18 protein-coding genes are annotated in these 17,803 nt (G+C 68.6%); 7 read left to right on the top strand and 11 right to left on the bottom strand.

The window, feature by feature from the left end; all coding sequences use genetic code 11:
• Positions 1-181 precede the first annotated feature (181 nt).
• The 7 genes from ACIRJP_RS37245 to ACIRJP_RS37275 all read right to left on the bottom strand — a co-directional run bounded on the left by ACIRJP_RS37245 (position 182) and on the right by ACIRJP_RS37275 (position 6,577).
• The gene (locus ACIRJP_RS37245) at positions 182-1,120 is read right to left on the bottom strand and encodes an AraC family transcriptional regulator (RefSeq protein ID WP_404184385.1); all 939 of its coding nucleotides are present in this window, start codon (positions 1,118-1,120) and stop codon (positions 182-184) included.
• A gap of 34 nt (positions 1,121-1,154) precedes the next feature.
• On the bottom strand, positions 1,155-2,078 hold the full coding sequence (locus ACIRJP_RS37250; protein WP_404184388.1) for an NADP-dependent oxidoreductase: 924 nt from the start codon (positions 2,076-2,078) through the stop codon (positions 1,155-1,157).
• 468 nt (positions 2,079-2,546) lie between these two features.
• Entirely contained in the window at positions 2,547-3,860 is a 1,314-nt protein-coding gene (locus tag ACIRJP_RS37255; RefSeq protein WP_404184391.1) for an ISAs1 family transposase, read from the bottom strand.
• A gap of 78 nt (positions 3,861-3,938) precedes the next feature.
• A complete protein-coding gene (locus ACIRJP_RS37260) occupies positions 3,939-4,661 on the bottom strand; it encodes an SDR family NAD(P)-dependent oxidoreductase (RefSeq protein ID WP_404184394.1) in 723 nt (240 codons plus the stop codon).
• A 53-nt stretch (positions 4,662-4,714) separates the two neighbouring features.
• Entirely contained in the window at positions 4,715-5,377 is a 663-nt protein-coding gene (locus ACIRJP_RS37265; protein ID WP_404184396.1) for an NAD(P)-dependent oxidoreductase, read from the bottom strand.
• Positions 5,378-5,445: 68 nt separating this feature from the next.
• On the bottom strand, positions 5,446-5,817 hold the full coding sequence (locus tag ACIRJP_RS37270) for a DoxX family protein (RefSeq protein ID WP_404184399.1): 372 nt from the start codon (positions 5,815-5,817) through the stop codon (positions 5,446-5,448).
• A gap of 40 nt (positions 5,818-5,857) precedes the next feature.
• Entirely contained in the window at positions 5,858-6,577 is a 720-nt protein-coding gene (locus ACIRJP_RS37275; RefSeq protein ID WP_404184402.1) for a DsbA family protein, read from the bottom strand.
• Positions 6,578-6,679: 102 nt separating this feature from the next.
• On the opposite strand from ACIRJP_RS37275, the gene ACIRJP_RS37280 reads away from it, so the two are divergent.
• Positions 6,680-7,126, top strand: a complete 447-nt coding sequence (locus ACIRJP_RS37280) for a winged helix-turn-helix transcriptional regulator (RefSeq protein ID WP_404184405.1) — start codon at positions 6,680-6,682, stop codon at positions 7,124-7,126.
• A gap of 199 nt (positions 7,127-7,325) precedes the next feature.
• Here the strand turns inward: ACIRJP_RS37280 and ACIRJP_RS37285 are convergent, their stop codons facing one another.
• The 3 genes from ACIRJP_RS37285 to ACIRJP_RS37295 form a co-directional block, all read right to left on the bottom strand.
• Positions 7,326-7,490 carry a hypothetical protein gene (locus ACIRJP_RS37285; protein WP_404184408.1) on the bottom strand — a complete coding sequence of 55 codons (165 nt, stop codon included), beginning with the start codon at positions 7,488-7,490 and terminating at the stop codon, positions 7,326-7,328.
• A gap of 176 nt (positions 7,491-7,666) precedes the next feature.
• The gene (locus tag ACIRJP_RS37290; protein ID WP_404184411.1) at positions 7,667-7,813 is read right to left on the bottom strand and encodes a hypothetical protein; all 147 of its coding nucleotides are present in this window, start codon (positions 7,811-7,813) and stop codon (positions 7,667-7,669) included.
• A 1,040-nt stretch (positions 7,814-8,853) separates the two neighbouring features.
• Positions 8,854-9,516, bottom strand: a complete 663-nt coding sequence (locus ACIRJP_RS37295) for a TetR family transcriptional regulator (RefSeq protein ID WP_404184414.1) — start codon at positions 9,514-9,516, stop codon at positions 8,854-8,856.
• A gap of 62 nt (positions 9,517-9,578) precedes the next feature.
• Between ACIRJP_RS37295 and ACIRJP_RS37300 the strand changes: the two genes are divergently transcribed.
• Entirely contained in the window at positions 9,579-9,995 is a 417-nt protein-coding gene (locus ACIRJP_RS37300; RefSeq protein WP_404184417.1) for an ester cyclase, read from the top strand.
• A 939-nt stretch (positions 9,996-10,934) separates the two neighbouring features.
• On the opposite strand, the gene ACIRJP_RS37305 is transcribed toward ACIRJP_RS37300, so the two are convergent.
• Positions 10,935-11,978 carry a LacI family DNA-binding transcriptional regulator gene (locus tag ACIRJP_RS37305; protein WP_404184420.1) on the bottom strand — a complete coding sequence of 348 codons (1,044 nt, stop codon included), beginning with the start codon at positions 11,976-11,978 and terminating at the stop codon, positions 10,935-10,937.
• A 294-nt stretch (positions 11,979-12,272) separates the two neighbouring features.
• On the opposite strand from ACIRJP_RS37305, the gene ACIRJP_RS37310 reads away from it, so the two are divergent.
• The 5 genes from ACIRJP_RS37310 to ACIRJP_RS37330 all read left to right on the top strand — a co-directional run bounded on the left by ACIRJP_RS37310 (position 12,273) and on the right by ACIRJP_RS37330 (position 17,644).
• Entirely contained in the window at positions 12,273-13,601 is a 1,329-nt protein-coding gene (locus ACIRJP_RS37310) for an ABC transporter substrate-binding protein (RefSeq protein WP_404184423.1), read from the top strand.
• On the top strand, positions 13,601-14,599 hold the full coding sequence (locus ACIRJP_RS37315; RefSeq protein ID WP_404184426.1) for a carbohydrate ABC transporter permease: 999 nt from the start codon (positions 13,601-13,603) through the stop codon (positions 14,597-14,599). Before ACIRJP_RS37310 ends, ACIRJP_RS37315 begins: the two co-directional genes overlap by 1 nt.
• Positions 14,599-15,423: a carbohydrate ABC transporter permease gene (locus ACIRJP_RS37320; RefSeq protein ID WP_404184429.1), complete on the top strand. Its 825-nt coding sequence runs from the start codon at positions 14,599-14,601 to the stop codon at positions 15,421-15,423. Before ACIRJP_RS37315 ends, ACIRJP_RS37320 begins: the two co-directional genes overlap by 1 nt.
• Before the next feature lie 71 nt (positions 15,424-15,494).
• On the top strand, positions 15,495-16,475 hold the full coding sequence (locus ACIRJP_RS37325) for a glycosyl hydrolase family 32 (RefSeq protein WP_404184432.1): 981 nt from the start codon (positions 15,495-15,497) through the stop codon (positions 16,473-16,475).
• Entirely contained in the window at positions 16,472-17,644 is a 1,173-nt protein-coding gene (locus tag ACIRJP_RS37330; RefSeq protein WP_404184435.1) for a serine hydrolase domain-containing protein, read from the top strand. The genes ACIRJP_RS37325 and ACIRJP_RS37330 overlap by 4 nt, the downstream gene beginning before the upstream one ends.
• The last annotated feature ends 159 nt before the right edge of the window (positions 17,645-17,803 follow it).

Genomic DNA, 17,803 nt, shown 5'->3' on the forward strand with positions numbered 1-17,803 from the left:
CGGCCATAGGCCCGCTTGAGCCGTGTGCGCTGGAAGGCGCAAGCACGGTTCTGAGGGGGCGGGGACGCAGCGATGCGTCCCCGCTACCCGACCGAAGTGGGCTGTCCAGCAGGTGATCAGGACAGCAGAAAGTGCCTCTGCCCAGCGAGAATGAGGATTGTCCAGGTTCCCGGCCAGAGCGCTAAGCAGCCTTGGTCTGGCGCCGGTAGCCGCCCGGGGCCAGGCCGTACTCCCGCCTGAACGCTTTGGCGAAGGAGAACTCCGAGCCGTATCCGGTGCGGGCGGCGACCATCGCCAGTGGGGCGTTGGACTCGCGCAGCAGACGGGCGGCGGTCGTCATGCGCCAGCGGGTCAGATAGGCCATCGGCGGTTCGCCCACCAGTGAGGCGAACCGCCGGGCGAAGGCGGCGCGGGACAGCCCTGCCCGCGCGGCCAGCGATTCGACCGTCCACTGGACCGAGGGGTCGTCGTGAATGGCCGACAGGGCAGGCGCCACCGCCGAGTCGCCCAGGGCCGCGGCCCACCCCTGGGCGGCGGCCGGGGGCTGATCGTCCAGCCAGGCCCGCAGGATGTAGAGGAGCAGCGAGTCGATCAGGCCGGGCACGATGCCGTCCGAGCCGATGCGTGGGTTTTCCAGCTCGGAGCCGAGGAGTTGGACGGCGGCGCTCAACTCCGGATGGCGGCCGTGCCGCGTCGGCAGATGGATCACCTCGGGCAGGTGGCGCACCAGGGGGTGCGGGCGGCTTTGGTCCAGGTGGTAGTCGCCGCACAGGAGGCTGGTCTCGGGGCCCTTGCCACCGAGCGTGAGCGAGCCGATCGGTGAACCCTGTTGGAACTGCTCCGCCGTGGCCTCCACGGCCGGGGTGGAGGGATGATCGGCGAGGATGTGGCCCCGCCCGCTGCGCAGGAAGATCACATCACCGGGGCTCAGCGGGATCGGCTTCAGGTGCGGTGGTGTGTCATTGAGGGGGACCAGCCAGCAGGTCCCGTACAGCACCACATGGAACCCGGCGCCTGCGACTGGCGGCAGCCGCACGCCCCATGGGGCGCGGCCGTTGGTCCGTACGGATGCCGGGCGCCCGGTGCGCATCGAGGCCAGCGCCTCGGTGAGGATGTCCATCCCGCCTTGCTCTCCCTGGTTCGGCCGGTCGCGGTCAGACCGTCAGGACAATCTTGCCCTGTACGTGTCCCGAGGCGATCAGCTCATGTGCCTTACCAACCTCCTCCAGCGGGAACGTTTCCTCGACGTGCGGGCGGATCAGGCCCCCGTCGACCAGGTCGGCGATCGCTTCGAGCGCGGCGTAGTCCGGCTCGACCGAGATGCCGGCGAAGCGCCGCCCGGCCGCCTCGACGCGTACGGCGAGTTCCGGGTCGGCGTGTTCCATGATGCTGATGAGTACGCCGCCGGGGCGCATCACACCGAGCGAGAGATCGCCCTGGGCAGTGGAGTCGAAAACCATGTCGGCGTCCTTGACGGCCTTGGTGAAGTCGGTGGTCCGGTAGTCGATGACCTCGTTGGCGCCGAGGCCGCGGACGAAATCGTGCCGGGCCGGACTGGCCATGGCGATCACATGGGCACCGTGTGCCTTCGCGATCTGCACCGCGAAGTGGCCGACACCACCGGCTGCCCGATGGATCAGTACCCGGTCGCCCTCCTTGACGCCTGCTGCCTGTACCAGGCCCTGCCAGGCCGTGAGTGCCGCGAGGGGGATGGCGGCGGCGTGCACATGGTCGAGCGAGGCGGGCTTGCGAGCCACCTGGCGGGACGGTGCGGCGACGTACTCGGCGTACCCGGTGGCGGCGCGGGGGAAGAACGGCATCCCGTATACCTCGTCACCCACCTTGAACCTGGCTCCGGGGCCGACCTCTTCGACCACCCCGGAAATGTCCCAGCCCACGCCGAACGGCGGCTCACCCAGTAGTGGGAAGGCGCCGGACCTGACGAACACGTCCACAGGGTTGACCGCACTGGCGTGAACCTTGACAAGAACCTCGCCAGGCAGCGGCTTCGGCCGCTCGGTCTCCACGACCTCGAGGACCTCGGGGCCGCCGAAAGACTTCTGGAACACTGCGCGCACGGTAACTCTCCCTGGTTCGATCGGTTGATGTCCGGCTTGATGTCCTCAACCCTAGGAAGACCGAATGAGCCGCAGAATAGCCTTCCGTCTCGGCTACATGTCCCAGCGTCTTGTCGGCGGGTACTCTCGGCCATAGGCCTCGGATATCGATGACACCCTTACTCGACGATCATGAGGTAGATGATCAGGACGTGGCGTCCGCCAGCAGGGCCGAGCGGCGAGTCGGCCTTGCCAGTCCGCACAGCCTGGACTCTGGCTCAGAATCATGGCCAGGAACCTCAGCGTCGGGGTATCAGCGCCCGCAGAGCCACACGTACAGGGCCGAACGGAATTTCATCGACAGTTCCGCGATGCCCACGAACTGCTGATCGCACAGCATCGATAGGCCGGCGTCTCACGGCGCGGGCCGCCCCCGTCCCTCAGCCCCAGGGACAGGGCGGCGTCGTTCAGGGGTTCTGTCCGGTTTGATCACGTGATGCCGAGGGTTGCCAGCGGTCGGGTGGCGTCTCGGCTGTGTTTGCGCAGGCCGGCGGCGATGTTGTCGCAGCCGGTCAGGCGGAGGGCGCCGATGGCCAGGTTGCGCAGTGCCGCCATGGCCCGGGGCGCGGTCCCGGTCCGCACGCGGGAGGCGTCTTCGGCGAAGGTGGTGTCGCGCACGTGGTGGATCTTGTTCTCGATGCCCCAGTGTTCGCGTACACGGTGCGCGATCTCGGGAGCATCGGCCTGCTCGGCCGTCAGATCGGTGACCGCGTAGACACGTTCCAGGGTGACCTTCCCGGTGGTGACCGTCCGACGGCGGCGCACGATCTGCACGGCCTGGGCGGCGTGGGGGAAGTCGAGGCCGCGGGTGACGGTGCAGGTCTTGACACGGCGGATCTCGTCACGGCCGTGCTCCGTGGCGCGGGTCTTGTCCAGCAGCGGCACCTCCTGCCAGGGCAGCTGCTTGAGGTGCTGGTGCAGCAGCGGCTGATTCCCCTTGATCACGGCGATGTAGTGGGCCTTCTTCTCCTCCACCAGGAAGCGGGCATGGGCTGTCTGGGAGTGCAGGGCGTCGAAGGTGACCACGGTGTCGGCCAGGTCGAGGTCGACGAGCATCGGCCGGAAGACGGTGATCTCGTTGGTCTTGGCGCTGACCTCACGCTGGGCTGCGACCAGGCCGGTCCCGGTCATTGCGGCCAGAAGGTGGACATGGGTGCCGTCGGCGCGGCGCGCGCCGCGAACGGTCTTGCCGTCCACGGCCAGCGAGCGGCGTGCGCGTCTGCCCAGGTCATGGTCGGGTGGCGGGCGGTCGGGGTCCCGGGCGGCGAGCCAGGCGCCGATCGCCGCGTCGAGGGCGTCGCCGTCCACGCGCTGCAGGATTCGGCGCACGATGGCTTCGGTCGGGGCGGTGGGCCCGGCGGGTTCGCGGCTGGGGCCGCCGAGGGTGGTGAGCACGGCGGCCGGGGCGTCGGCTGCCCATTCCGCGATCGCGGTCAGGGATTTCGCGCCGGCCAGTACCGCGCACGCGGCGAGTGCGAGGACGAAGGCGGGGGGTGGCGGCGCCCCTTGGCCCTGCGTGGATCGGGTACGGGCGCGAGGCGGTCCAGCAGCTGCGGGTGTTCCCCGGGCTCGGCAGGGCGGCCGGTGGCGAGCCGGCCCAGGCCGGCGGGGATGGGCGCTGATGATCGGGCAGGCACGGTCTTCCGTCGTGGTGATGACAGCGGCCAAGATCCTTTCCCCGCGTACGGCCGCGGGTTCCCCGCTGGCGGGCGGTCCCCGCGGACGGCCAGTTGGACTCCCCACCGGCGGACTGGCTTGTACGCAGGGTGGTCGTCGCCGAGGGATGACCCGGGCCGTGGCGGCGAGGGGCCCGGGCTGAGGTTACCCGGCGGTCGGCTCGGGGTGGATCTGCTCGATGCGGTCGCGCTTGGTGTACAGGTTCCAGTAGTGCTCGGCGAGGTCGTCGGGGTCGACGAGCGGGCCGACGCCCTCCGGCAGGGATGTGGCGGCGATCTCTCCCATCTCGCTGCGCGCGATGAACGCCGCGATGGACAGGGTGCCGGCGTAGGCGCCGATGTCGGCGAGTTCGCCGTTGAGGGAGTGCAGCCAGTTGCGGGCGGCGGACATCAGCGGGCCCACGCCGCTCATGTACGGCCGCGGCGCCACGGCGGTGTGGCCGGTGGTCATCAGGAACGCGCCGTCGCCGCGCTCGGCCCACTCGGGCAGTACCGCGCGGACCACCTCGACCGGGGTGAGCAGGAGAAGGGGGCTGTCCTTCCGCAAGGTGGCTGCGTCCAGCCTGGCGGCGGGGGCGAAGCTCTGTTCCCCGCTGATCGGCCCGTACTCGATGACGTCGATCCGGCCGAACCGTCCGCGGATGACGTCGATGAGGGCGGGTACCTCGGCGGGCTTGGAGAGGTCGGCGGTGAATCCGGCCGCGTCGATGCCCTCGCTGGTGAGCTGTTCGACGAGTGCGTCGAGGCGGTCCTTGCGGCGGGCGACGAGGGCGACGCGGAAGCCTTCGCGGGCGAAGCGGCGGGCGACGGAGGCGCCGAGACCGGTGCCGGCTCCGAAGACGGCGATGACCTTGGAAGCTTCGGACATGGGGATGTCTCCTCGGGATTTCGGGGGACTGTTCAACAGGGGTTCGATGGGGGTCAGCCGCGGGCGTTCCACACCAGCGGGGCGCGGCGGATCCAGGTGTCCTGGTCGACGGAGTCGAGGAGGAAGCGGGCGAGGTCGGCCCGGTTGACCCAGCGCCCGGGGGCGGTGGTGCCGGGGTCGGCGGCGCGCAGGGGTCCGGTGGCGGGCCTGTCGGTGAGGGCGACGGCGCGGGCGAGGGTCCAGTCGGTGTCGGAGGCGCGCACGACCTGGTCGACGCCGGTGTGGTCGGTGAAGCCGACCTTGATGTTCGACAGGTTGATGAACGCCTTCATCAGCGGGTTGAGGCGGGCCCAGTCGTCGCCGGCGCCCTGTGAGGAAGTCAGGGCGATCCGGCGGATGCCCTGTTCGGCCATGACGGTCAGGGTGTTGCGGGCGGCGTCGGTCATGAACATCGGCGGGCTGACCGGCTTGGCCCAGGGGTTGTCGGAGGCGCGGGCGTTGTTCAGCACGCTGATCACCGCCCGGGTGCCGTGGGCGGACTTGCGGATGTCGTCGATGTTCGCGGGCGTGCCCCGGATCAGCTCGATGCCGGTCGGGGCGTGGACGGCGGAGGGATCGCGGACGAGGGCGCGGACGCGGTGGCCGCGTTCGGCGGCCTGCGCCAGGACGTGGGCGCCGGTGCGGCCACTGCCGCCAAGGACGAGCAGGTCGGTCATGGGAAGTCATCGCCCTTCATGGGCAAAGAGCCGGGCGGCGGGAGCCGGCCGAGGACGGATTCGGAAGGTCAGAAGGAGTACGGGCCGAAGCGGCCCCAGGCCACCACGACGGCCAGGGCCAGCAGCACGGCGTTCATACCGATCGCGCTGTACTCCCGGCGGCGGACGTGGAAGGTGCCGGCCAGCGCCATCACCACCGCGAGGCCGACGGCGGCGAGCGGGGTGAGGACCACCGCGACGCCGGTGGCGGCGGGCAGGACGAGGCCGAGTGCGGCGGCCAGTTCGACCGCACCGATCAGCCGGACCGTGCCCGGGGCGAGGTCCTTGGCGTAGGGAAGAGTGCCGGCGAGCCTGTCGATCGGCTGGGTCGTCTTCATGGCGCCGGCCATCGCGAACAATGCGGCCAGCAGTCCCTGCAGGACCCACAGCAGGACGTTCATCGGACTCCTCGTCTCTGGATCACGGGAGCTATGGGGGGATTCAGCCGTGTGCGGGGACGGCACAGCCGTCCGGGCCGCAGACCGGGGCGTCACCGCCACCGGCGACGGGGGTGAGGGGGTGGGCGTCGTCCCAAGCGGTGCCGAGCAGGTCCAGCAGGGTGTCGCTGTCCTGGGCGCCGGGGACGCCGTAGCGGCCGTCGACGACGATGAACGGGGCGCCGGTCGCGCCGAGGCGCTGAGCGTGGGTCGCGTCGTCGCGGACCTGTTCGCGGTAGCGGCGCTGGGCGAGGGCCTGTCGGGTCTGCTCGCGGTCCAGGCCCAGGGCTTCGGACAGCGCCAGCAGATCGTCCGGGGAGAAGACGGGCTCGGCCTTGCCGAAGTAGGTATCGAAGATCGCGTCCCACGCTTCGCGGTTCTTGCCCTGGGCGGAGGCGTGGGCGAGGAACTCGTGGGCCAGGTCGGTGTTGCCGACCTGGTTGTCCAGCACCCGGTAGGGGCTCAGACCCTCGGCCGCGGCCAGTGCCTCGATCCGCCGGGTCGACGCCTCGGCCTGACCGCCGCCCACACCGTGCCGTCGCAGCAGAGCCTCGCGGACGGAGAACGTCCGTCCCTCGGGGAAGCTGCTGCTGAGCGGGAACGAGTGGTGGACCACCTTCACCTCGCCCGCGTGCTCGAACCGCTCCACGGCCCGCTGCAGACGGTGATGGCCCAGCCCGCACCAGGGGCACGTCACCTCGGACCAGATGTCCACCTTCACCACGCACCTCCAATTCTTACGACTTGTTCGTAACGCCATGGTGGACCAGTATGGAAGGCGATACAAAAGGCACATCCGTGTGCGTGCCGGAGAGGAATGTGCGTCATGGAACAGACCCGCGAAACGAAGGCGGCCGGTGGGGCGGAGGTGGTCGGGGCGGCGGCGATCGGGCCGTGCGCGGCGATCCCCGCCGAGCACATGACCTTCATCCGCGAGGTCCTGGACCGCGTCGGCGACAAATGGAGCCTGCTGCTGATCGCCGTCCTGGAGCCGGGCCCGCTGCGCTACACCGACCTGCAGCGCCAAGTCCCCGGGATCTCCCAGCGCATGCTCACCCTCACCCTGCGCCAACTCCAGCAGGACGGCCTGATCTCCCGCACCGCCTACGCCGAAGTGCCCCCGCGCGTCGAGTACACCCTGACCCCGCTCGGCCGTGGCCTACACGAGATCGCCACGTCCCTGGTCGGCTGGGCCGCCGCCCACCACGACGAGATCCGTGAGAACCGGGCCCGCACGACCCCAGCGCAGCCGAGTACGACTGCACGCGCCTGAGCTACCGGAGACCGTCACCGACTGCAGCGAAACACGCGGCCATCCGACTCCCCGCCGGTGGCCGCGGCCGGAAGATTCCCACTGGCCGCCGACATGGTGATCAGGGACTCGACACCTCATGATCACTCGGAGGCCGTGCCTGCCTCCGTTCCAGCCCGGTCCGCGAACCCCACAGTCACGTCAGCTGCCTGAATCGGCATCAAGACGGACACATCGCCTGAACGACGCCGCCCTGGCCCGAGGGATGCAGCTCCTCGTCGAGCAACTCCTTCCCGCTGAACTCAACCGCGAACTCTTTGTCTTCCGGGTCGGCCATCATCACGCGGGCGAGATCGAAAGCATTCCGGAATTCCGCGACGACCACTGCGCCGAGCCCGGTGAGTCTGCCGACCTCTTCGGGCAGAGCTCACGACAAGGCACCGATCTCCGGACGAACCGCCCCGCGAGGCCATGCTCGCGCAGATCGGCGACAGCCCAGCGATACGGAGGGAACTCGTCGACCTGCTCTCCCCGGCCGCCGACGGCGTCACCGCGACCGCGCTACGCCATCCGGACCGAGACGTCAGACTGGTCCCCCTCGCCGACGAGGACACCGCCCCAGGTGAACGGGATGTCGTCGAGGCACTCGGTGACCCGCACCAGCTTGCCCAGGTCATCGGAAACCTTCTTGCCAACGCCTGTACCCACACGCCGTCTGATACCGGCATCGAAGTACGGGTGGGCACCGTGCGTACCGGCCCCGGGCCGGTGGGACCGATCGCGCCGGGCGCATCAGCGCCGCACGGCCAATGACGCCTGGCATCCCGGCGAGTGTCATCGAAGTCGCTGACAACGGGCCTGGCCTCGCCGCGGACGATGCGTGAACGCTTCTGCCGCGCATGCCAAACCGGTGCCGTGAAGGCCCAGCCGGGCTCCGGTCTTGGACTGGCGATCGCCTCCACCATCGCCGCAGCACACGGCGGGCGACTCGCTCGATCGGCCACTACCGGGGCATCGACGATCCAGTGCTCGGCGGGGAAGCCGAAGAACTCCAGGAGTTCGTCCTCGTCGTCCGTGATCCGCTTGACGACCTTGGGGGTGGTTCGCCCGTAGGCCCGCTCGACGGCGCAGACCGATCAGCGTGCCGTCCAGGACCACGTGCGTCATGCCCTCTTGGCGGCAGCGGTCCAGCACGTGGTGCAGGTTCGGGGGCTGACCGGCGAGGACGTCGATGCCTTCGTGCAGGTAGCGATAGCCGGTGGCCTGCGAGATGCCGGTGTCCCGCGGGCCAGGCAGTGCACGCACACTCGGACGCGGAACCAGCCCAGTATCAGTACTGCCTGACGGATCGGACCCAGCGCCCGGAACCCTTCGGTGTGCGCCGGTGACCGGCCAGCAAGCGGGCGACGAGCCCAACGGCATGGCGAGGCACATCGAGCATGGCAGCGTAGGTGACCAACGTGAAGCCTCTGGTTCAATGGACGTGATCTCCGGGCCGTCCTACCAGGGGCTTCACGCCCGTCCAGAGTCGCCCCATGCCCCAGCGGCGGCGAGATCATTTCGTCGAGAAAACCTTACTGGCATCTCGGTGACGTCCTGTCTCTGCCATTTTGGTGACGCCTGCCCGTGAGCGTCGCCTGGAACGAACACCGACTGGCGTCGGGTCCGGCGGCGGTAGGTGTTCCGGGACTACGGGTTGGCAGACCCTCGCGCGGCGGCGGGATCACCGGTTGCGATGGGGGAGCGGGCTACGCCCGCCCCAGGACGGACCGCAGCATCGTCAGCAACACCTCGCCGCCGGCGGCGAGCTGTGCGTTCGCCTCGTCGGCACCCGCGTTCAGGATGCCGACGGTGTTTTTCAGACCGTCGAAGGCGCCGACGAGAACGGTGGCGAGCAGGGTCGGGTCGATCCCGACCGTTGCGTCCGCTGCCCGCTGGGCGCCGCGGACGAGGTCGGCGACGTCGTCGATCCAGGTCCGGGTCAGCTGGACTGCCAGCGGGCGGGTTTCGGGAACGTCCGCCAGCTCCTGGATCAACCGGGCGATGACCCAGGCGTCCGGGTCGTCGCGGTGCAGGTCGAGCATCGTCGGGAGCAGAGCTTCGAGCCGATCGCCCCCTTCCGGCGTCGCGGCCAGTCTCGTGCGGACGAGGTCGAGCCACTGTGCGTGCTTGGCGGACAGAACCGCGATCGCGAGCGCTTCCTTGCTCTCGAAGTGGAAGTAGACCGAGCCCTTGGTGAGTCCACTCTCCATGACGACGTCCGCCATCCGGGCACGGTCGTAGCCGAGTCGTGCGAACACTCCGGCGGCCGCCTCCAGGATGCGGTCGCGGGAGGCGGCTCCATGGGCGGTGGGTCCCGGCGGGCGGCCGACTCGCCTCGCGGGGGCACTGTTCCTGATCGCGCTTGCCATGGTCAGCATGATACTGGTAATTAAATAGACCAGCACGCAGGTTTAATTAAGGAGGCTTGGCGATGTTCATCGACGACTTCGCTCGCGCGGCCGAGACCGCTGTCAATCACCACAGCATCGACGAAGTAACCGCCCTCTGGCGTGAACCGGCCCGGTACGACTCGCCCCTGACCGGTCCCCAGGAGGGGATCGATGCGCTCGCCGCCCGCGAGTCGGCGCTCTTCGCGGGCTTCAGTGACCTGAGGGCGAGCATCCGTCCGCTGGGCCAGGACGGCCTCACCGGCTCGATGCTGGTCCGCTTCGAAGGCACACACGACGGCGAGTACGGGGCGTTCGCGGCCACCGGCAACTCGATCGTCATCGAGATGGCGGCTGTCATCACCTTCGATCCGGAGGGCTACGTAGTCGAGGAGCGGCTCTTCGCGGACAGTGCGACCGTGGTCGGCCAACTCACGCACCACTCCGCGTCCCACGACTGATCGACCGGCGGCACGACGCTGCCCCTACCTACCAGCGAAATCGCCCACCCTGCCCGGGCGGGCAGGGTGGGCGATTCCGCCACCGGACAGTCCCTGAGCATCGCCTTTTATTGTCGTGGCATGTTGGTTGGGCTATCGGGCGGGAGGGACTCGGCAGCTTGAGGGCGTGCTGGAGTGAGCGGCTTGCGGTATCCGTTATGCAGTTGTCTTGATCCTGAGGGTTCGGTGGCCTGGCCGGGCTTCCGGTATGTGCGAGGAGGTGACCGAGTCCTTTGCGGACCCGGCCGGAGGTGCGTTCCTCGGCGGCAGCGGGGCTGCCAGGCCAACCGGTGGTTGGCGACCAGTGGCCGGGCCAGGCGGAGTTGGGTGTGGGCGGCGAGGACGAGCCAGGTCCAGCGGCCGGCCTGCTCTGGGGTACGGATGAGTCTCTACCGAACCCGGAACGGTTCAGTACTGAGGTTTTTCAACGAAATGATTTCGCTGCCGCTGGGGCGTGAGTGGCGACTGTGGACAGCCGTGAAGCCCCGGTAGGACGAGCCTGCGAAGATCACCTCCATTGAACCAGGGGCTTCACCCACCCGGAGCCGGAGCCGGAGCCGGAGGCGCGAGCGGGCCCGCGGCGCCGGGGGAGAACGGAGGCCCGGCAGGAGGCCCTCACCTGGGGGCGAGGTGCCCGCACTCACACCATGTACCCCGGACCAGCCACGGCGATAGATCAAGGCAGAAACTCGCCCATCACGCCACGGCTGCAGGCCGGTAGCAGCGCCTCCCCAGACCGTGCGCTGTACCAGTATCTGCCCGCGGGGCGGCTGACCGGCCGCCTCGCGCCCCCATTTCGGCAGCGGCCGGTTCGCTGCTCCGCCACACCTGATCCGTAGCAGCCGATGACCAAGGGGCCACTGGGAGAGACTCGCAGCCGGCGCCCGAACGAGCTGGCTCTCAGGCAGTCGCATGATCGAGCGGGTGGGGCCGGACCGATGTCCGCTCGATCACCGGCATGGGAATCAGGCGGCTGCCGGACGGTGCGCTGGGGGCGAGGAGGATTTCGACGGAGGCACGGCCCATGGCCTCGTGTGGCAGTCCGACGGTCGTGAGGCCGGGCCGGAGGTAGGAGGCGAGTTCGTCGTTGTCGAACGAGACCACGGAGATGTCCTTCGGAACGGTCAGACCGTGATCGGCCAGGGCCTGGTACGCGCCGAACGCGAGGCGGTCGTTCATGCACAGCAGGGCTCGGATGTCGCTCCGGCGTTCGAGGAGGGCATGGGTGACGTCGTAGCCGTGGTGCGGCTCCCAGTCCCAGCACGACTCCTCGGTGGCGAACTGCAGGCCTTGTCTGGCCATCTCCGCGCGGATGCCAGCAATCCGCTGCTCGACGGTGGTGGACCGGAAGAGCCCCTTCTCGGCTTCCGCGTTGTGTCCGATGAGGGCAATTCCTTCACGGTGGCCGGCGGCAGCGAGAAGTCTGACTGCTGAGGCACCTCCGGCGGATTCGTCGGGAAGCACGGAAACGGGGTGCTTCTTGTTCGTGGCGTTGAGCATGACGACGCGCGTGGTCGACGGGATCTCGGGCACGAACAGTTCCCGGGCGCGCATGACGGCGAAGATGATTCCGTCCACCTGACGGTCAAGTACAGCGCCAATCGCCTCCGACTCACGTGCTGGGTCGCCACCGGTCTCCAGCACGAGCATGACATGCCCTGCCCGTTGCGCGGCGTCCAGTGCTCCTCGGATCAGGCCGCTCGCGAAGCGGGTGGTGGCGACGACGTCGGAGATGAACCCGATGGTAAGGCTCTTGTCGGTTCGCAGGCTGCGCGCCGCGACGTTCGGCCGGTATCCGAGTTCGGCAGCCGCCTCGTGGACCCGGGCGTGCGCGTCGGCGGAGAGCCGGGAGTCGGGCCTGCCGTTGAGGATCATCGACGCGGCGGTCGGGGACAGCCCGGCACGGCGGGCGACATCGGCGAGCGTGACGCGCTTGGGCGGCATGACTTCCTCTCGTGCGGGGCGACGGGACGGCGTGCGTGCCGGTCCCAAGACAATCACAACGTCCTGACCGCTGACTCCTTGACAGGGGGCATCCGGCATCCCAGTATGAGCAGCGCTAAATGCTTTTAGCAGACAGTTTAGCCCGTTTGTCGGGGGGAGCTGACCCCCCGGACAGGGCGGCACCCGCTTGTGGTGCGCAGGGGCAACTTCCACGGAGCACGCTCAGACAACGGAGTCTTGTACATGGCACACAAGTCGAACCGCCCCGGTGAGGGACGCAGAGCCGTATCACTCATGAGCTGGAGGCCGGCCGTCGCGGCCGCGGTCGCCGTGAGCGGGCTTGTCCTTGCCGGGTGTGCGCCGGGATCCCAGGAAGCGAGCCCGACCGCATCGGGCAAGGTGAGCCTGAAGCTCCCGTCCGAAAAGATCACGATCAAGATCCAGGACGAAGCGGGATTCCCCGTCACCGACAACCTGGCCGACGAATTCACCAAGCAGCACCCGAACATCACCTTCAAGGTCGTCCGGGACAGCTTCGCCAACCTCACCGCCAACGCGCCACGCCTCCTGGCCGGCGCCGACGCGCCCGACCTCATCCGGCTTCCCACCATGGGGGACACCGTCAAGGACGGGCTCCTGACCAACCTCGACCCGTATTTCAAGGGCTACGGGTGGGACAAGTTCTCCGCCGGCCAGCTGGCCGCGTCCCGGATGAGCGCCGAGGGAGTCAGGGGCGAGGGCTCCCTGTACCAGATGGGCCTGGGCTACAGCGTCACGGGCATCTATGTGAACCAGAAGTACGCCAAGCAGTTGGGGCTCTCCGGTGCGCCATCGACCATCGCGGAGCTGGAGCGGTGGATGGCCAAGGCCAAGGCGGCCGAGATCCTTCCTGTGCAGATCGGAATGCAGGACGGTGTGGGCACGTTCGCGCTCCAGTCGCTGATCAACCAGTACGGGGACAAGGCGGACCTGGTGAACTGGATGTTCAACAAGCCCGGTGCCACCTTCGATACCGAGGCCAGCCTCAAGGGCGCCACGACCTTCAAGAAGTGGGCCGACGCGGGCTACTTCCCCTCCGACGTGAACGCGATCAACTACACGACGATGGTGTCCAACTTCCAGGCGGGCAAGGGTCTGTTGATGTTCGACGGAAACTGGGACGCCGCGAAGACGGACAAGGCGATGGGGGAAGGCGCGGCCCGGTTCGTCCTGGTGCCTCCGGCCACCGCCGGTGGTTCGCACGTGGCGATGGGCGCCGCGAACTCCTTCGCCATCCCGGCCAAAGCGAAGCATGCCGATGCGGCGGCGTTCTTCCTGGACTGGATCCACACCGACCCCAAGGCCCGTCAGATCGTGGTCGATGTCACGGGCGCCTCCCCGGGGGGAGATCCCTCGCAGGAGCTGCCCAAGGTGAAGGACGGTTCGCTGATCGCGCAGGCCCTCACGGCGTCGGCGAAGGTCGGATCCGATGACGGGTTCGTCGACTTCATGGCCAACACCACGGCGGGCATCTACGCGGGCGCCTTCCAGCCGGACGAGCAGAAGCTGCTGACCCGGCGCATGGAACCCAAGGCTTTCGTGGCGGCGATCCAGGAGTACTACGCCAAGGAGCTGGCGGGCTGATGGTCGACGATGTCCGTAAGCATGAGGACCCGAAGCCGGCCGCGGCACTGCGGCAACCCGACGTGGGCGCTCATGCTGCGGGCGTCGGAAGGTCCTCCGGTCGGGCCGGCCGGCCCTCCGTACGAAGGGCGGCCCGCCACCGGAGTGTCATCGGCTGGCTCTTCGTCCTGCCGGCACTGGCGTTCTTCTGCGCCTTCGTGGTCTACCCGTTGATCACGGCCGTGCAGTACTCGTTCTACCGCTGGAACGGCATCGGCGCGTCGACCTGGGTCGGCGTCGACAACTACGTCCGGGTCTTCACCGATCCGGAGCTGTTGATCTCGATCGTCAACGCGCTGGTCCTCATCGTCTTCTTCACGGTGATCCCGGTGGCCAGCGGCCTGGCCCTGGCGACCCTGATCCGCACGATGCGGCCCGGTCCCTTCGCCACGGTCGCCCGCACGGTGCTGTTCCTTCCGCAGATCATCCCGCTGGTGGCCGCCGGTATTGCCTGGTCGTGGATGTACGCGCAGACCGGCACGATCAACACCATGCTCGACTCCGTCGGCCTGGGCTTCCTCTCGCGGTCCTGGCTGGCGGGCTTCGGGACCGCTCTGCCCGCCGTCGGCCTCATCGGCTCCTGGGTACTGACCGGGCTGTGCACCATCCTGCTGCTCACCGGCATCGGAAAGATCGACGCCTCCCTCTACGAGGCGGCACGCCTCGACGGGGCGGGCTGGTGGCGAGAATTCGTGACCGTCACCCTTCCCGGGCTGCGGCAGGAGATCGTGGTGCTGGTCACCATCACTGTCATCGCCGCGCTGAGCAGCTTCGACATCATCTACACCACCACCAAGGGCGGCCCGGGAACCAGCACGCTCGTCCCCGGCATCTCGATCTTCCGGCTCGCCTTCACCCAGAGCGAGGTCGGCCTGGCGTCCGCCTTCGGCATCATCCTCCTCGCACTCGTCCTCCTGGCAGTGCTGCCGATTCAACTGCTGGGAAGGGAACGGGACTGATGGTTGTCAACAAGACGGAAGCGGTCATCGGACGTGTCGTCCTCGTCCTCGTGCTGATCCTCACTCTGCTGCCGCTCGCCGGGATGCTCTCCGGAGCCCTGCAGCCCGCGGATCGCATCCCTGACGGGTTCTCCTGGCCCAGCGATCCCCAGTGGGGCAACTTCGTCGTCGCCTTCCAGACCGCGCATGTCTGGGAACTCCTCGGCTCCAGCACCCTGATCATCCTCGGCGTCGTACCGCTCAGCCTGCTCCTGTCGACGCTGGCCGGCTACGCCCTGGGCAACCTGCGAATTCCCGGCGGGAGATTCGTGTTCGTCCTGCTCCTGCTGGGACTGACCATTCCCTTCGAAGCGATCATCATCCCGATCTACTACGAGATCAGCGCCATGGGACTGCTCAACACCCAGTGGGCGATCATCCTTCCGCTGATCGGGCTCTACATGCCCTTCAGTGTCGTCTGGATGCGTGCGCACTTCGTCGGCGTGCCCACCGAACTCTCCGAAGCGGCCCGCATCGACGGGGCGAGCACCTTCCAGGAGATCCGCCGCATCCAGATCCCACTGGCCATGCCCGCCCTCTCCGCCCTGGCCATCCTGCTGTTCCTGTGGACCTGGAACCAGTTCCTCCTCCCCCTGGTCCTGGTCGACGATCCCGACAAACGCACCATGGCCGGAGCCCTGGGAGCGTTCCAGGGGCAGTACCTCAACCAGCTCCCCCTGCTGTTCGCGGGCGCGCTGATCATCATGCTGCCGACGATCGTGATCTACGTCATTTTCCAGCGCCAGTTCATCAAGGCGCTTCTCCAGGGCGCGGTCAAAGGCTGAAGCGCACCTCCTCCGTCTCCCTCATCGGTCCGGACTGTTCGCGACGACAGCCGCAGCCACAAGGACAATGCATGACATTTCACCTCGACCACGCCTGGGTGTGGGACTTCTGGTTCGCCGATGACGGCGACACCTTCCACCTGTTCTACCTCCACGCACCCAAGAACCTGGGCGACCCGGAGCTGCGCCATCGCAACGCCCGGATCGGGCACGCCACCTCCGTCGATCTGGTCGGCTGGCAGGACCACGGACCGGTCTTCGGCCCCGGACAGCCCGGCACTTTCGACGAGACCGCCACGTGGACGGGCAGCGTGCTCCGCGGACCCGACGGCGTCTGGCGGATGTTCTACACCGGAGCCCGTTTCCTCGACGCCGGGGGCAACGTCGAAACCATCGGCGTGGCCACCTCCACGGACTTGCACACCTGGACGAAACAGCCCGGGCCGCTCATCGAGGCGGACGGGCGCTGGTACGAGAGGCTGGGAGACTCCAGCTGGCCGGAGGAGGCATGGCGCGATCCCTGGGTCTTCCCGGACCCGGCCGGTGACGGCTGGCACATGCTCATCACGGCCCGGGCCAACCACGGTGCTGACGACGACCGGGGCGTGATCGGGCACGCGACATCACCGGATCTTCAGGCATGGACCGTCCGGCCACCGCTCAGCCGCGTGGGCGCCGGCTTCGCCCACCTGGAGGTCCCCCAGATCACGACCGTCGACGGCGAGTCCGTACTGCTGTTGTCCTGCGACACTCCACGACTGTCCGCCGCACGGCGCAGAGCCGGCCAGGTCGGAGGTGTCTGGAGCGTTCCAGCCGCTGCGGTCCTGGGCCCTTACCCGGTGGAGGACGCCACGTTGGTCGTCGAGGATTCCCTCTACAGCGGGCGCCTCATCGAAGACCGGACCGGCAGAACCGTGATGCTCGCCTTCGACAACTCCACTGTCGACGACAGGTTCGCCGGCTCGATATCCGACCCCATCCACGTGAGCTGGTCAGCGGAGCGGCACGGCATCGCCCCCTTGGCCCTCCAGAGCAAAGGCACCCCGGAATGAGCACCCGCATCGAGGGCAGCACCGCACCAGGCTTCGCGCCCCTCGCGGAAGCCTTCTCCACCGCTTTCACCGGCCATGACGCCATGGGCGCGGCACTTTGTGTCCGGCTGGCCGGCGAGACAGTCGTTGACCTGTGGGGCGGGATTGCCGACCCGCGCGACCGCTCGCCCTGGACGAAGGACACCACCAGCGTCATCTTCTCCTGCACCAAGGGCCTTGTCTCCATCCTCGCGGCACGTCTCGTGCAGGACGGACTCCTGGACTACCAGGCTCCCGTCGCGACCTACTGGCCCGAGTTCGCCGCCGAAGGGAAAGAAGAGATCACGGTCGCCGATCTTCTCGCCCACCGGTCCGGGCTCTCGGCACCACGCGATCTCCTGAACGTCGAGGACGTCATCGACTGGGACGTCGTCACGGGTCGCCTGGCAGCCCAGCAACCACTGTGGACCACCAGCCAGGGCCACGCGTATCACGCCCTCACCCACGGCTGGCTCGCCGGTGAGGTCATCCGCCGGATCACCGGCAAAACGGTCGGCCAGTACTTCGACGAACTCATCGCCGCACCGCTGCAGGCCGACGCGTGGATCGGCCTCCCCCGCGGGGCGCGGCACCAGGTCGCCCATCTGCGGGCCGCAACGAGCCTCACCGCGCTCGTTGCTCAACAGGCAGCGGCGCGCGTTGCCGGCGAGATCGACTGGACCGAGCGGGCCATGACCCTCGGAAACGCGTTCCCGCCGGAACTCGTCGACGCCACCGGCGGCTTCAACGACCCCCGTATCCAAGCGGCGGAGCTGCCGGGAGCGGGCGGCATCGCATCGGCCCGGGCGCTGGCCTCGATCTGGTCATCCACCGTGGTGGAGACCGACGGAGTGCGGCTGCTGGATGCCGGCACGGTCACTGACGCCACGCGACCGCAGACCGAAGGCACCCCGATATTCGGCGGACAACCCCCCTTCGCGCGGTGGGGCATGGGATTCCAGCTTCCCTCCCTCGCCCGCGAATTCCTCGGGCCCGCCTCCTTCGGACACGACGGCGCCGGCGGGCAGGTCGCCTTTGCAGACACGACACACCAGGTCGGATTCGCTTTCCTGACCAACCTCATGGAAGCGGGGCCCGACCACCGCGCCACCGCGATCGTGGACGAACTCCGCCGCATCCTCCGCAAGTAACGCCGGGGTGAGGGCTGGGGTCTGGCCCAGGGGTGTTGCGGTTTGGCCGGGGCGCGTTGCCGGTGCGCAGTTGCGAGGCACGGGAAACGTGGTGCGACCACACCATCCCGACCCGTCCAGCTGCTTCACCCGCCCCGGATCGAGATGCCCCGACTTCTG

It is taken from the genome of Streptomyces sp. NPDC102437, assembly GCF_044765565.1.
Classification (GTDB): Bacteria; Actinomycetota; Actinomycetes; order Streptomycetales; family Streptomycetaceae; genus Streptomyces.

What these genes read in the sequence shown, in the direction of transcription:
- ACIRJP_RS37305 (WP_404184420.1), bottom strand. Translation starts at nt 11,978, where the DNA reads ATGCCGCCCAAGCGCGTCACGCTCGCCGATGTCGCCCGCCGTGCCGGG.
- ACIRJP_RS37325 (WP_404184432.1), top strand. Translation starts at nt 15,495, where the DNA reads ATGACATTTCACCTCGACCACGCCTGGGTGTGGGACTTCTGGTTCGCC.
- ACIRJP_RS37295 (WP_404184414.1), bottom strand. Translation starts at nt 9,516, where the DNA reads ATGGCAAGCGCGATCAGGAACAGTGCCCCCGCGAGGCGAGTCGGCCGC.
- ACIRJP_RS37245 (WP_404184385.1), bottom strand. Translation starts at nt 1,120, where the DNA reads ATGGACATCCTCACCGAGGCGCTGGCCTCGATGCGCACCGGGCGCCCG.
- ACIRJP_RS37330 (WP_404184435.1), top strand. Translation starts at nt 16,472, where the DNA reads ATGAGCACCCGCATCGAGGGCAGCACCGCACCAGGCTTCGCGCCCCTC.
- ACIRJP_RS37280 (WP_404184405.1), top strand. Translation starts at nt 6,680, where the DNA reads ATGGAACAGACCCGCGAAACGAAGGCGGCCGGTGGGGCGGAGGTGGTC.
- ACIRJP_RS37320 (WP_404184429.1), top strand. Translation starts at nt 14,599, where the DNA reads ATGGTTGTCAACAAGACGGAAGCGGTCATCGGACGTGTCGTCCTCGTC.
- ACIRJP_RS37265 (WP_404184396.1), bottom strand. Translation starts at nt 5,377, where the DNA reads ATGACCGACCTGCTCGTCCTTGGCGGCAGTGGCCGCACCGGCGCCCAC.
- ACIRJP_RS37315 (WP_404184426.1), top strand. Translation starts at nt 13,601, where the DNA reads ATGGTCGACGATGTCCGTAAGCATGAGGACCCGAAGCCGGCCGCGGCA.
- ACIRJP_RS37300 (WP_404184417.1), top strand. Translation starts at nt 9,579, where the DNA reads ATGTTCATCGACGACTTCGCTCGCGCGGCCGAGACCGCTGTCAATCAC.
- ACIRJP_RS37260 (WP_404184394.1), bottom strand. Translation starts at nt 4,661, where the DNA reads ATGTCCGAAGCTTCCAAGGTCATCGCCGTCTTCGGAGCCGGCACCGGT.
- ACIRJP_RS37270 (WP_404184399.1), bottom strand. Translation starts at nt 5,817, where the DNA reads ATGAACGTCCTGCTGTGGGTCCTGCAGGGACTGCTGGCCGCATTGTTC.
- ACIRJP_RS37310 (WP_404184423.1), top strand. Translation starts at nt 12,273, where the DNA reads ATGAGCTGGAGGCCGGCCGTCGCGGCCGCGGTCGCCGTGAGCGGGCTT.